This window comes from Acidimicrobiales bacterium, from assembly GCA_040219085.1.
GTDB lineage: Bacteria > Actinomycetota > Acidimicrobiia > Acidimicrobiales > JAVJTC01 > JAVJTC01.
Map to the genome: position 1 here is coordinate 31,812 of JAVJTC010000008.1, position 12,638 is coordinate 44,449.

At 68.6% G+C, this 12,638-nt stretch carries 12 protein-coding genes and 1 tRNA gene; 8 read left to right on the forward strand and 5 right to left on the reverse strand.

What is annotated here, in order from left to right:
* Positions 1-3: 3 nt before the first annotated feature.
* The 5 genes from RIE08_03500 to add form a co-directional block, all read right to left on the reverse strand.
* Positions 4-990, reverse strand: a complete 987-nt coding sequence (locus tag RIE08_03500) for an ABC transporter permease (protein MEQ8716652.1) — start codon at positions 988-990, stop codon at positions 4-6.
* Complete coding sequence (locus RIE08_03505) at positions 987-2,069, reverse strand: ABC transporter permease (protein ID MEQ8716653.1); 1,083 nt, start codon at positions 2,067-2,069, stop codon at positions 987-989. The genes RIE08_03500 and RIE08_03505 overlap by 4 nt, the downstream gene beginning before the upstream one ends.
* Positions 2,066-3,598, reverse strand: a complete 1,533-nt coding sequence (locus tag RIE08_03510) for an ABC transporter ATP-binding protein (GenBank protein ID MEQ8716654.1) — start codon at positions 3,596-3,598, stop codon at positions 2,066-2,068. The genes RIE08_03505 and RIE08_03510 overlap by 4 nt, the downstream gene beginning before the upstream one ends.
* Before the next feature lie 7 nt (positions 3,599-3,605).
* A complete protein-coding gene (locus RIE08_03515) occupies positions 3,606-4,811 on the reverse strand; it encodes a BMP family ABC transporter substrate-binding protein (GenBank protein MEQ8716655.1) in 1,206 nt (401 codons plus the stop codon).
* A gap of 92 nt (positions 4,812-4,903) precedes the next feature.
* Positions 4,904-5,926, reverse strand: coding sequence for an adenosine deaminase (gene add, locus RIE08_03520; protein MEQ8716656.1), 1,023 nt, complete (start codon positions 5,924-5,926; stop codon positions 4,904-4,906).
* Between the two features lie 136 nt (positions 5,927-6,062).
* Here add and RIE08_03525 point away from each other — a divergent pair, with 136 nt between their 5' ends.
* The 8 genes from RIE08_03525 (at position 6,063) to RIE08_03560 (ending at position 12,628) form a co-directional block, all read left to right on the forward strand.
* Entirely contained in the window at positions 6,063-7,436 is a 1,374-nt protein-coding gene (locus tag RIE08_03525; GenBank protein ID MEQ8716657.1) for an 8-oxoguanine deaminase, read from the forward strand.
* Positions 7,412-8,302 carry an aromatic ring-hydroxylating dioxygenase subunit alpha gene (locus RIE08_03530; protein MEQ8716658.1) on the forward strand — a complete coding sequence of 297 codons (891 nt, stop codon included), beginning with the start codon at positions 7,412-7,414 and terminating at the stop codon, positions 8,300-8,302. The genes RIE08_03525 and RIE08_03530 overlap by 25 nt, the downstream gene beginning before the upstream one ends.
* Entirely contained in the window at positions 8,299-10,068 is a 1,770-nt protein-coding gene (locus RIE08_03535; protein MEQ8716659.1) for a 2Fe-2S iron-sulfur cluster-binding protein, read from the forward strand. The genes RIE08_03530 and RIE08_03535 overlap by 4 nt, the downstream gene beginning before the upstream one ends.
* 24 nt (positions 10,069-10,092) lie before the next feature.
* Positions 10,093-10,761 (forward strand): glutathione S-transferase family protein, encoded by a 669-nt coding sequence (locus RIE08_03540; protein ID MEQ8716660.1) that lies wholly within the window; start codon positions 10,093-10,095, stop codon positions 10,759-10,761.
* A 21-nt stretch (positions 10,762-10,782) separates the two neighbouring features.
* Positions 10,783-11,115: a helix-turn-helix transcriptional regulator gene (locus RIE08_03545; protein MEQ8716661.1), complete on the forward strand. Its 333-nt coding sequence runs from the start codon at positions 10,783-10,785 to the stop codon at positions 11,113-11,115.
* Complete coding sequence (locus RIE08_03550) at positions 11,115-11,633, forward strand: hypothetical protein (protein MEQ8716662.1); 519 nt, start codon at positions 11,115-11,117, stop codon at positions 11,631-11,633. The genes RIE08_03545 and RIE08_03550 overlap by 1 nt, the downstream gene beginning before the upstream one ends.
* Entirely contained in the window at positions 11,626-12,498 is an 873-nt protein-coding gene (locus tag RIE08_03555; protein MEQ8716663.1) for a transglutaminase family protein, read from the forward strand. The genes RIE08_03550 and RIE08_03555 overlap by 8 nt, the downstream gene beginning before the upstream one ends.
* A gap of 53 nt (positions 12,499-12,551) precedes the next feature.
* Positions 12,552-12,628, forward strand: a tRNA-Met gene (locus RIE08_03560).
* Positions 12,629-12,638 lie beyond the last annotated feature (10 nt).

Consider the following 12,638-nt stretch of genomic DNA (forward strand, 5'->3'; position numbering starts at 1 on the left):
CCGTCACCGCTCCTCACGTGAATACGGGACTGCGAGCGCGGCGGGGGCTCTGTTCGATCTGACACGTCTACCTATCTTCGCCGCCCCGGCGGGGATGAGGATGGCCACCAGGGTGACCAGGTAGGGCAGCATCGACAAGAAGAAGCTGAGGTCACTCGAGCCGAGGAACGGCAGGTTCCAGCCGCGGGCCTGGGCGGTGGTGCCCAGTGAGATCATCGTCCCGTACAACAGGGCACCGGCCACGACGCGCCCCGGTTTCCACGAAGCGAAGATCACGACCGCCAGGGCGACCCAGCCACGGCCGCGGGCGATGTCGGGCGACCATGTCGGGGTGAACGACAGGACCATGTAGGCGCCACCGGCGCCCGAGATGGCGGCGCCGAGGATCGTGTAGCCGAGCCGCGACCACACGACGCTGACTCCCACGGCGTCGGCGGCTGCCGGGTTCTCGCCGACGGCACGCATGTTCATGCCGTGGCGGGTGCGGGTGAGGACGAACCACAGGACCGCCGGCAGGAAGAGGTAGGCGACGTAGACGACGGGGTCGTGGTGCAGGAACGCCTCGAGGATGCCTCCGTCGTCGAGCCCTCCGCCCGGGTTGACCTCCCTGAACAGGGTCGTGATCGGCGTGCCGTTGCGGTTCGTCCCGAGCTGGTTGGACAGACCGATACCGCCGAGAGCGAGCGCGAGTCCGACGAGGACCTGGTTGGCCCGGAAGAACACGACTGCGATGGCGAAGAGCGTCCCGGCCACCGCGGCGGCGACCATCCCGATGAGCAGTGCCACCCACGGGCTCGACACGCCCCAGGTCTGTACGGCGATGACCGCGTACACCGCGCCGATGCCGATGAGGCCTTCCTGGCCCAGGTTCAGCACGCCGACGCGTTCGCCGAGCATGGCGCCGGTGGCGGCGAGGACGACGACGGTGCTCGCAGGGATGGCTGTGCCGATGAGGCTGAGGAAGGCGTTGTCGATCAGCGCGAGGATCATGCCGGCACCGCCTCGCCAGCAACCGCCTCTTGGGTCCGTACCAGGCGGTAGCGGGCGGCGACCTCACCCAGCGCGATCCCGGTGAGGATGAGGCCGTAGATGCCGAAGATGATGTAGACCGACAGGCCCTTGGTCTGCAGGACGAGCCCCGCGTAGAACATCGACGCGATGAACAGACCGCCGCCGATGACGCCCATGAAGGCCGCTCCGGCGAGGGCTGCGACGATGAATCCCGAGAGCCCGAACTGTGCGGAGAACCCCGAGTTGAGCGTCTGGGCGCCGGGAGCGCTCAGCTGCAGCATCCCACCGAGACCGGCGATCCCGCCGGTGGCGAGCATCACCAGGAGGATCCTGCGTCGCACCCGGATGCCGGCGAAGGCGGCCGCACGGGGGTTGCCGCCGATGGTGTCGATCTCGTAGCCGATCGTCGTCGACCGGAAGATCCACCAGAGGATCCCGGCGAGGACGAAGGGGACGAGAAGTCCGATCGACAGCCGGTCCGTGCCCGGCAGGTCCGCCAGCGTGTAGGGAACGGCCTCGGTCGACTGGGTGACCGCCGCCTCGCTGTCGCGCCAGAACCCGAGCGACGCCCAGGCGACGAGTTGGACCGCCACGAAGTTCAACAACAGCGTCGTGATGATCTCGTTGACGTCCCAGTAGGCGCGCGCGAACGCTGGAACGAGGATCCACACGGCGCCGGCTGCGGTGGCGGCGAGGGCCATCACGATGAGCACGAGCCAGCCGGGCCCGCCCATGTGGATCCCCACGCCGACAGCCGCGAACGCGCCGAAGAGGAACTGGCCGTCCGAGCCGATGTTCCAGATGCGCATCCGCAGTGACAGTGCGACCGCGAGGGCCGTCATGAGGATCGGAATCGCACGCAGGGCGACACCTTCGATTCCCCGCTGGGACCCGAAGATGGCGTCGAGGGCCTCCCAGAAGATGGAGAACGCGTTGCGACCGGTCAACAACAACAGCAGTCCGGACAGGATCATCGCGGCCACGGCGCCGCCGATGCGTGTGAGCGCCGCCTGGCGTGCGTCTGCCTCGAGGCGGCGTTCCAGCCTGAAGGTGCTCACGTCGGGGTCTCGGCGTCGGCGTGGCCACCCATCAGCAGGCCGATGCGTTCGCGGTCCGCGTCGGCCCGGTCGAACACCCCCATGATCCGCCCCTCGTACATCACAGCGATGCGGTCGCTCATCAACAGGACCTCGTCGAGGTCGTCGGAGATGAACAGTACGGCACAGTCGGCGTCGCGTCGCTCGACGATCGCCTGCTGGACCTCGTGCGCCGCGTGGACGTCGAGGCCGCGCGTCGGGTGCACCGCGATGAGCAGCCTGTCGGCGACGAGGGCTTCACGTCTGGCCACGAGACGCTGCTGGTTGCCGCCTGACATCTGACCTGCCGTCGCGAACACCGAGCGTGTCTGGACGCGGCCGGCTTCCACGAGACGCTTGGCGAACTCGATGACGCCGTGACGGTTCAACGTGATGCCCCGGGACAGCTCGTCGCCCCAGTAGTTGCGGAGCACGGCGTTGTCCTTGACGGGGGCGGACGAGACCATGCCCACGCCGATGCGATCCTCGGGGATGTGCCCGATTCCGAGGTCCGTGACCCACCGCACCGACTTGTTCTGGACGGGCTTGCCGTCAACGGTGATCGTGCCGTCGTCCACGCGCCGCATCGCCGAGATCACCTCGGCGAGCACCGTCTGGCCGTTGCCGGACACGCCGGCGATGCCCATCACCTCGCCGCTGCGCACAGTGAGGTTCACTCCGTGCAGGGCGGGGATACCGCGGTCGTTGGAGGCGTAGACGTCTTCGAGGACGAGCACCGGGTCTCCGGTGACCGCACGGTGCTCGATCGTCAGCTCCCGCTCTTCGCCGGTCATGAGCCGGGCGAGTTCCTGAGGCGTGGCGCCCTCGGCGCTCCGGGTGATCTGGTGGATGCCGTTGCGGAGCACCGTCACGCGGTCCGAGACCTCGAGGACCTCCCGCAGCTTGTGGCTGATGAAGATGACGGTCCGCCCGCCGGCGACGAGGCGCCGCATGACGGCGAACAGTTCGCGGGCCTCGACGGAGGTCAGTACCGCGGTCGGCTCGTCGAGGATGAGCACGTGCGCCCCGCGTGCCAGGACCCGCAGGATCTCGACACGCTGTTGCTCGCCGACGGAGAGTTCCCAGATCTTGGCCGTCGGGTCGACGTGGAGCCCGACCTCGTCCATCAGTTCACGGGAACGTTGCACCAGGGCGCGCTGGTTGATCAGATGTGGTGTCTCGGGCCAGCCGAGGTGGATGTTCTCGGCCACCGTCATCGGTTCCACGAGCCGGAAGTGCTGGTGGACCATGCCGACGCCGGCGTCGATGGCCTGCGCCGGGTTCTTGAAATCGTGCCGTTCGCCGTCGACGAGAACCTCGCCGTCGTCGGACCTGTAGATCCCGGCGAAGATGTTGCACAGCGTCGTCTTGCCGGCGCCGTTCTCTCCGAGCAGGGCGTGGACCTCGCCCACGGTGGCTTCGAAGTCGACCGCGACCAGCGCGGGGGACCCTCCAAAGGACTTGGAGATCCCCCGCGCTTCGATCGCGACCGGGTTGGCGGTGTCGGTCACAGCCGACTCAGATGCCGGTCACACCCTCGACGGCGAAGTCGACGGCGTAGGCACCGAGCGAGTCGATGGTCTCGCCCTCGGCCAGAACCTCGTTGCCGGCGGCGTCGACGAGCGGGCCCTCGTAGACCGAGAGTTCGCCGCTGGCCAGCGACGCGGCCGATGCTGCGACGGTGTCCTGCACGTCCTGGGGAACCTCGGGGCCCCAGGCGCCCAGCGGCGTGTCCAACAGGACGACCTCGCTCGGCGCGGCCCAGGTGCCGTCGAGGACGGCCTGGCACTGCTCGGTGTAGAAGGGCCCGAACTCGGAGAGATCGAAGTTGCTCGTGTACTTCGTGGGGGCGGCCTCGCGGAAGTCGAGGTTCCAGTAGCCGGTCCAGACACCCGCCTCTTCGGCGAGCTGGAGGAACGTCGGCTCGTCCATGACGCCGAAGAGGAACTCTACGCCGTTGTCGAGGAGGGCGTTGGCGGCCTGAGCGGCGAGCTGGGGATCGAAGAAGGTGCTCACGAGCACGGTCTCGACCGTCGCTTCCGGGTTGACGCTGCGGGCGCCCAGGAGCAGGCCGTTGACGTCGTTGTAGGTGGTGGCCGTCGGGAACGCACCGATGTAGCCGATACGCCCGCTCGGGGCGAGCAGACCCGCCGCCACGCCCATCAGGTACGCGGTGGTCTCATGGGCCAGGTAGAACCCGAACAGGTTGTCCGTGAAGACGTGGCCGTTGCACTCGACGAAGCGGGTCTCGGGGTTCGCCGCGGCGACCTCGGAGAGCAGCGACGCGTACTCGGTGTTGGCGAAGACGATGTCGTTACCGTCGGCTGCGAGCTGCTCGAAGAGCTGGGTGGTACCCGCATCGAAGCCGATGTTGGGGGTGAAGGCGCTCTCGAGCTTGTCGCCGAGGGCTGCCTGTGCCTCCAGGCGGCCACGGTCGTGCTCCTGGGTCCAGCCGTTGTCGTCGGGGGGGCCGATGTAGACCCAGTGGGCCTTGATGGACTCGAGGCCGCCACCGCCATCGCCCGACGCGGTGCCGTCGTCACCTGAAGCGGTGCCGTCGCCGCCACCACCCGAGGACGTGTCGTCGTCATCGTCGCCACAGGCGGCCAGGAACGACCCACCCAGGGTCAGACCGCCGACGCCGATCGCGCCGAGTCGCAGGGCACGCCGACGCGAGATGTTCGCGTTCGGCAGATAGAGGCCCGTTTCCTCATCCTTGTTCATTTGCCATTTCCCCTCTCGCTGGTGTCGGACGACGCTCGCGCGTCGCCCGTCTTTCTCTCTCCGTGATCTGTGCCGGCCGGTGGCCGGGTGTTTCAGGCCAACGCGGCCGCGAGCTCGTCGAACTCGGTGGCCCACTCGCGGCGCATGGTCCGCTTGTCCGGCTCGTCGAGCCAGCTCCCGTCGATGCCGTTGAGCATGCACTGACGGAAGTCTTCGATCGTGAAACCCATGTGGTCGTGGGCGACGACGTAGTCGCGCGTCGGGTCGGACTTGAACATGGGCGGGTCGTCGCAGTCGAGGCTGATCTTGAGGCCGAACTCGCGCATGCGCCGCAGCGGGTGGTTGTCGAAGTCGTTGTCGAAGTAGACCCACGCGGTCGACACCGGTGTGCACGTGAACACGATGCCCTCGTCGCGGCAACGGGTCATGATCGCCTCGCTCTCCACGACGTGGTAGCCGTGGTCGACCCGCTCGCAGCCCAACAGGTCCAGACACGTCTCGATGTTGCGGGGCGGGGCGTCCTCGGACTGGTGGGCGGTGAGGCGCAGGCCGGCCCGGTCGGCCATGCGATAGGCCTTCCAGAACCGCTCCGGGGGGAACTCGGCCTCGGCGTAGTCCAGGCCGATCCCAATCACCTCGTCCCGGGGGTTCTCGATGAGCGTCTCGACCATCTCGACACCGAGCTCGGGGCTCTGCATGCGGTTGATGGCCGCGATCAGCCGGCACTCGATGCCGTGGTCACTGCGAGCGGCGTCGATCCCGGCGATCAGTCCGTCCACGCAGGTCTCGTAGCTGACCCCGGCGGCCATGTGTTGGGTCGGGTTGAAGAACATCTCCCGGTACCGGACGTTGTGCTCGGCGGCCTCGGTGAGCGTCTCGTAGCAGATCCGCTCGAAGTCCTCGGGGTCCTTCACGGCCAGCGCCGTGTTGTCGTACATGTGGAGGAACTTGTAGATGTCGGGGTAGTCGTAGAGGTCCTCGGGCTCGTCGAAGTCCGGCAGCGGGACACCGTGTTTGGTGCAGAGATCGACCGCTGTGGCGGCCTGCACGGACCCCATCAGGTGTACGTGCAGGCTGACCTTGGGTATCGCCTTCAGGAAGTCTTCGACGTCCACTGGCCCTCCTCGTTCTCGACGGCCGCTGGGCGACGTTAACAGCGGGTGAACGGCAGCGTGCTACGCGCTTGTTTCCGCTCTGTGAACGACCCGCCGCGTTCTGTCGGCGAAGCCCCTTCGGTGCCACACTCGGCTCATGGAGACGACATGTGATCTCGTGGTGTCCGGTGCCGACGTCGTCGTCACGATGGACGCGCAACGCCGGGAGATCCCGGGTGGATGGGTTGCCGTGACCGACGGGTTCGTGACGGCGGTGGGAGGTTCCGGGACCGAACCGGACGCAGCGACGGTCATCGACGCGTCGGGCCGGGTCGTGACGCCGGGTCTGGTCAACACCCACCACCACATCTACCAGAACCTCACGCGGTCGTTCGGCCCCGCTCTGGACGGAAACCTCTTCCACTGGTTGCGGACGCTGTACCCGGTGTGGAGCCGCCTCGACGAGGAGGCGGCCCACGTCTCCGCGTGGATCGGGCTGTGCGAACTGGCCCTCGGGGGCTGCACGACCACCACCGACCACCTCTACGTCCATCCCCGTGGCGGAGGCGACCTGATCTCCGCGGAGATCGCCGCGGCCCTCGAGGTGGGCCTGCGTTTCCACCCGACCCGGGGGTCGATGAGCCTCTCGGAGAAGGACGGCGGGCTGCCGCCGGACTCGGTGGTGCAGGACGACGACGAGATCCTCGCGGACTCCGAGCGTCTGGTCGCTTTGCACCACGACCCCTCACCGGGGGCGATGGTGCGCATCGCTCTCGCTCCGTGCTCCCCGTTCTCCGTCACGCCCGACCTGATGCGCCGCACCGCCGAGTTGGCCGAGCGACTCGACGTGCGTCTGCACACCCACATCGCCGAGGACGCCGACGAGGACACGTACTGTCTCGAGACGTTCGGTCGTCGACCAATCGAGCACTTCGAGGAGGTCGGCTGGGGCTCGGACCGTTCGTGGGTGGCCCACTGTGTCTTCCCGAACGAGGAGGAGATCGGTCGCCTCGCTGCCTGGGGGACCGGGGTGGCGCACTGCCCCTCGTCCAATCAGCTCATCGGTGCGGGTCTCGCGCCTGTGCGTGAGATGCGCGACGCGGGTGTGCCGGTCGGCATCGGTTGCGACGGCTCGGCGTCGACCGACTGCGCGTCCCTGTGGCTCGAGGCGCGCGGGGCGTTGCTGCTGGCCCGCCTCAGGGGCGGCCCGGAGGCGATGGGCGCCCGCGAGGTCCTCGAGATGGCGACCCTCGGCGGGGCCGCGTGCCTCGGTCGTGACGACATCGGTTCGCTCGCTCTGGGCAAGGTCGCCGACCTCGTCGTGTGGGACCGCGACCCGATCGCGTTCGCCGGGGCCCTGTCGGATCCCGTCGAGGCGCTGTTGCGCTGCGGTCCGGTGCGCGCGCAGGAGACGATCGTGCACGGCCGGCGGATCGTGGCCGAGGGCCGGCTGACCGTCGACGGGGTGGAGGAGATGTTGGGGACTCACCGGCGGATCGCAGGCGAGTGGCTGGAAGCCGCGACTCCGTGACCGCAGCGGCCAGCGACGTCTGCGCCGATCCGGCGATGGTGGACCAGTGGTACGCGATCGCCGCGCTCGAGGAGGTGCCGGCCGACACGCCGGCGGCGACGGTCCTCCTCGGTGTCGATGTCGGCTTCGGCGTCGACGGCAGCGGCGGGCCGGTCGCCTGGCGCGCGGCAGGTTCGAGGGGCGCCGAGCCGCTCCCTGTCCGTGAAGACTTCGGCTACCTGTGGACGAGCGTCGGTGATCCGCCAGAGCTGTTCGCGGTGCCGGAAGTCGACGAGGCCGACCGGCGGACGTTGAACGCGGCGACGATCGGCATCGCGACGTCGACGGGTCGGGCGATCGAGAACTTCCTCGACATGGCCCACTTCCCGTACGTCCACACCGGCGTGCTGGGCGCGGAACCGTACACGGAGGTCGCGGAGTACTCGATCGAGATGCGCGACGGCGAGATCTGGGCGACCGGTTGCCGCTTCTACCAGCCGCTCGCGGCGGCGGCCTCCACTGACGGCACGGTCGTCGACTACGTGTACCGGGTGCCGCACCCGGCGTGCGCCATGCTCTACAAGTCGGCGCCCACCGACGACGGCCGCATGGACGCGATCGGCATCTTCGTGCAACCCGTGGGTGAGGAGTTCGTGCGCGCACACCTGTTTCTGAGCCTCGTCGACGACGTCTCCGCCGACGCGGGGATCCGCCGGTTCCAGCAGACGATCTTCGGTCAGGACAAGCCGATCCTCGAGAACCAGTACCCGAAGCGGCTGCCACTGGACCCGAGGGCCGAGACGCCGATCCGGGCGGACCGTTCGGCGATCGCGTACCGCCGCTGGCTGTCGGACCTCGGCGTCACATACGGGGTGATTCCCGCGTGAGCGCCGTGCTCACCGAACTGCGGGCGGCGTGGCATCCGGTGGCGGCAGGCACGGACCTGCCACCGCGGCACGCCTTCCAGGGTGAGCTCCTCGGCCGAGAGCTCGTCGCGTGGCGTGCCGACGACGGCTTCGTCAACGTGTGGGAGAACCGCTGCCTGCACCGTGGCGTGCGCTTGTCCATCGGGACCAACGACGGCACCGAGCTGGTCTGTCGTTACCACGGGTGGCGCTACGCCAGTCGCAGCGCAGGGTGCACCTACATCCCGGCCCATCCTGCCGACGCGCCGGCGCGGACCATCTGCAACCGGACGTTCCCGGCCGTCGAGCGTTACGGGCTCGTGTGGACCGGTGAGGATCCGGTCGGCGAGGTACCCGATGTCGCGGTTCTGGAGGGCGGTCATACCGACCTGCGTCACCTGCCCTTCGACGCTCCCGCTGACCTGGTCATGGCTGAGCTCGGGTCGCTGCGTTTCGCTCCGGTCGGGTCTCCGTCAGGGGAGCCGGTGGGGGTCGACGTCGTGGAGATCGGCCCGCTGACCGTCGCGTTGACCGCGTCGGACGGGTCGGCCGAGTCCAGCGTCGTGGTCTTCGTGCAACCCGTGGACGCGGCGCACTGCGTGGTCAGGCCGGTGCTGGCCGGCGTGGTCGACGCCGCCGATCTGAGGGCCGTCCGGCGCCACCACGCCACAGCCCTGGAGACGCTGCGGACCAGCGTCGAGGAGATCGCCCGGACGCTGCCTGGCCCCGAGCCCTACGAGGTCCTGCTCGAACGGGCGCCGGTGCACGTGGCCGATCCGGCACCGCCGGTTGCGGGCCGCACCGCGCCGCTGCGGGTGCGGGTCGCGCGCAAGTGGCGGACTTCGGCCGAGGTGATGGCGTTCGACCTCGAGTCGATCGGCGATCCTCTGCCCACGCATCAGCCGGGGGCGCACATCGACGTCCACCTACCCAACGGCCTGGTGCGGCAGTACTCGCTCACCAACGGCCCGGGCGACACGGCGAGCTATGTGATCGGCGTGAAGCGCGAGCCTGAGTCCCGCGGTGGGTCTGTCGCGTTGCACGACACCGTGCGTGAGGGCGACGTCCTCGCCATCTCCGAACCGCGCAACAACTTCGTGTTGCGGCGAGACTCGCCGCGGACGGTGCTCATCGCCGGTGGGATCGGGCTGACGCCGCTGCTCGCGATGGCGCGGGCGCTGCATCGCATGGGGGCGGGTTTCGAACTCCACATTTTCGCTCGGAGCGACGAGCACCTCCCGTTCGCCGATGTGCTCGAAACGCTCGGGTCGTCGGTGCACACCCATCTCGGACTCGACCCGGCGGCGACGGGCGTGACCCTCGGTGAGTTGCTCGCGGAACCCGCGTCGACCGATCAGGTCTACGTGTGCGGCCCGGGGCCGATGCTCGACGCCGCCCGGTCACTCGCGGCCGCCGCCGGTTGGGCCGACGAGGCGGTTCACTTCGAGTACTTCGCCAACACGACCGAGATCGACGTCTCGTCCACCTTCGAGGTGAGCCTGGCGCGTTCGGCGCTCACGGTGACAGTGCCGGCGGGATCCACGATCCTGGAGGTCATGCGCGAGAACGGCGTGGCGGTGCCGTCGTCGTGCGAGCAGGGAGCGTGCGGGACGTGTTCGGTCGCTGTCATCGAGGGTCAGCCGGACCACCAGGACGTCTACCTGAGCGAGAGCGAGCGTGCCCGGGGCGACCGGATGATGGTCTGCGTGTCGCGGGCACGGGGCGACCGGCTGGTGCTCGATGTGTAGCGGCTCGATGAATAGGGGCGCGTCGTGATCCGCCTCTACGACTGGGAGCTCTCGGTCAACTGCTACAAGCAGCGGCTGATGATGGGCATCCTCGGTGTCGACTACGAATCGGTCCCCGTGGACTTCTATCCGGGGCGCGAGCACAAGTCCCCGGAGTTCGCTGAGATCAACCCGCTCGGTCACATCCCCGTCCTCGTGGACGGCGACTACAGCCTGCGCGACGCCCACGCCATCCTCGTGTACCTCGCGGCCAAGTACGACCCGTCACGTCGGTGGTACCCGGTGGACGAACCGGAACTGCTCGGGGAGACGGCGCAGTGGATGCTGTTCGCAGAGGCGACCACCAATACGGCCTCGGCGGCGCGTCTGCACGTGAACCTCGGCTACGACTTCGACATCGAGGAGTGTCGGGCGGGGGCGCACCGCCTGTTCCGGGTGCTCGATGAGCACCTGTGGTTCCGCGAGCGCGACGGCCTCGGCTGGGTGGCCGGGGCCGAGCATCCGACCATCGCGGACATCGCCATCTTCCCGGACGTGATGTTGTCCGAGGAGGGTGGCATCTCCCGGCTCGACTATCCCGCCCTGCGGCGTTGGACGGACCGGGTGCGGCGGATCCCCGGGTTCGTCGTGATGCCGGGCATCTTTCCCGTAGGCGACGGCCCCGAGAGAGCGGATCCGCTATCTATAGCATAGCGAAACCACTATAATCGGTGTATGGCGACAGTCATCCCTGTGAGGACAGCAGACCTCGGAGATCTCATCCGTCGGTCTCGGCGAGATGCCGGGCTGACTCAGAGCGAGCTCGCCTCACGGCTGGGGACGACCCAGTCAGCGGTGTCGAGGTGGGAGCGGGGGCTCGACGAGCCGCGGCTGTCGACTCTGGGACGGATCGTCGCGGCATGCGGGAGGCGCCTCGGCGTGGTGGTAGAGGCCGACGATGTCGACCGGGCCCAGATTCGCCAACAGCTCGCGATGACCCCTGAACAGCGACTCGCCTCGGTGGTCAACGTCAGTCGGACCGTGAGCGGGGCCCGCCGGGTCGCCTGATGCCTGCGCCACTCGACCCCGAGTGCCTCTTCGCCGTGCTTGCTGACCACAGCGTGGACTATGTCCTCATCGGCGGCCTCGCCGGGGTGCTGCACGGTTCGACCGTGATGACGAACGACGCCGATGTCGTCCCGTCCCGAGATCCCGAGAATCTTCGGCGTCTCAGCGCCGCCCTCGTCGACCTGGGTGCCTGCCTGCGTACGGATGACTCCCCGGACGGCTTCACCTTCGACCCGCACCCGGCCCTGCTCGCGTCGATGGCGATGCTGAACATGACCACTCGCTGCGGCGACCTGGACCTGACGTTCGAACCCGCCGGACTCGAGGGCTTCGCGAAGATCGACGCCGCGGCCGTGACGTTCGAGGTCTTCGGTCGCCGCATCCGGGTGGCATCCCTGGCCGACATCATCCGTTCCAAGGAGGCCGCTGACCGGCCGAGAGATCACGTGGCGCTTCCAGTCCTGCGAGCCCTGCAGGAGGAGATCCTGCGGAGCGGATCAGAGGCCGAGGATGGTTGATCGCAGAGGTCCCGCTGGCGTAGCGCCCATATTCAGCGGCTGGCAGGTGCGGTGCGATATCGGCTTCGCCGTCGCGGAGCCGGCCACATTCGTGCTCGCCATCGCCCCCGCTGCTGACGCGGGCGTCCGCCGTTTGGAGGAACTGAACGTCACGGTCGACGGGCGGCCCCTCGAGGTGGATCGGATCGAGGCGGATCACGGCACGCTGCTCGAGATCGTGAGGTCGCCGCCGGGTGCTCTCGAGGTTGCCTACCGCGCCGAGATCACGGTGGCGGCCGAGTCGACCCCGGCGCCCGCAGCTGATCTCGACAGGATCGTGTATGCCCGTCCGAGTCGGTACTGCGCGTCGGATCGCACCGATGGCTTCACGGTTTCCGACTTCGGGGCTCCGCCGCATTCCTGGCACACCGTCCGAGCGGTGCGGGACTGGGTGGCGCAGCGTCTCGACTATGAGATCGGGGCGGGTGGCCCGACGGAGACGGCGACGGACGCGCTGGAAGCCGGGGCGGGTGTGTGCCGCGACTTCGCCCATCTGATGATCACCGTTCTGCGGGCTCTGGACATCCCGGCCCGGCTCGTCGCCGTGTACGCCCCCGGCCTCGAGCCGATGGACTTCCACGCCGTGGTGGAGGCCCACATCGACGGCGACTGGGTCGTGGTGGACGCCACCGGGATGGCGCCCCGTCAGTCGCTGGTGCGGATAGCGACGGGCCGCGACGCCGCCGACACGGCTTTCGTCACGGCCATCGGTGGTGAGCCGCAGCTCGTGCGGTGCGAGGTGGGAGCGATCGTCGACGGCGAGCTGCCGCATGATCTGCACGACGGCCCGACCCGGTTGTTCTCGATGGGCGTTCATCGGAGCTGAACGCGGTTGTCGAAACTGCGGGATGGGCGTACGATCTGAGGTCCACCAATCGACGCGGGGTGGAGCAGTCTGGTAGCTCGTCGGGCTCATAACCCGAAGGTCGCAGGTTCGAATCCTGCCCCCGCCACCAACCGCGAGGC

Excerpts from the sequence above, each read along its gene's own strand:
- RIE08_03515 (MEQ8716655.1), bottom strand. The coding sequence starts at position 4,811 with ATGAACAAGGATGAGGAAACGGGCCTCTATCTGCCGAACGCGAACATC.
- RIE08_03550 (MEQ8716662.1), top strand. The coding sequence starts at position 11,115 with ATGCCTGCGCCACTCGACCCCGAGTGCCTCTTCGCCGTGCTTGCTGAC.
- RIE08_03525 (MEQ8716657.1), top strand. The coding sequence starts at position 6,063 with ATGGAGACGACATGTGATCTCGTGGTGTCCGGTGCCGACGTCGTCGTC.
- RIE08_03545 (MEQ8716661.1), top strand. The coding sequence starts at position 10,783 with ATGGCGACAGTCATCCCTGTGAGGACAGCAGACCTCGGAGATCTCATC.
- RIE08_03555 (MEQ8716663.1), top strand. The coding sequence starts at position 11,626 with ATGGTTGATCGCAGAGGTCCCGCTGGCGTAGCGCCCATATTCAGCGGC.
- RIE08_03500 (MEQ8716652.1), bottom strand. The coding sequence starts at position 990 with ATGATCCTCGCGCTGATCGACAACGCCTTCCTCAGCCTCATCGGCACA.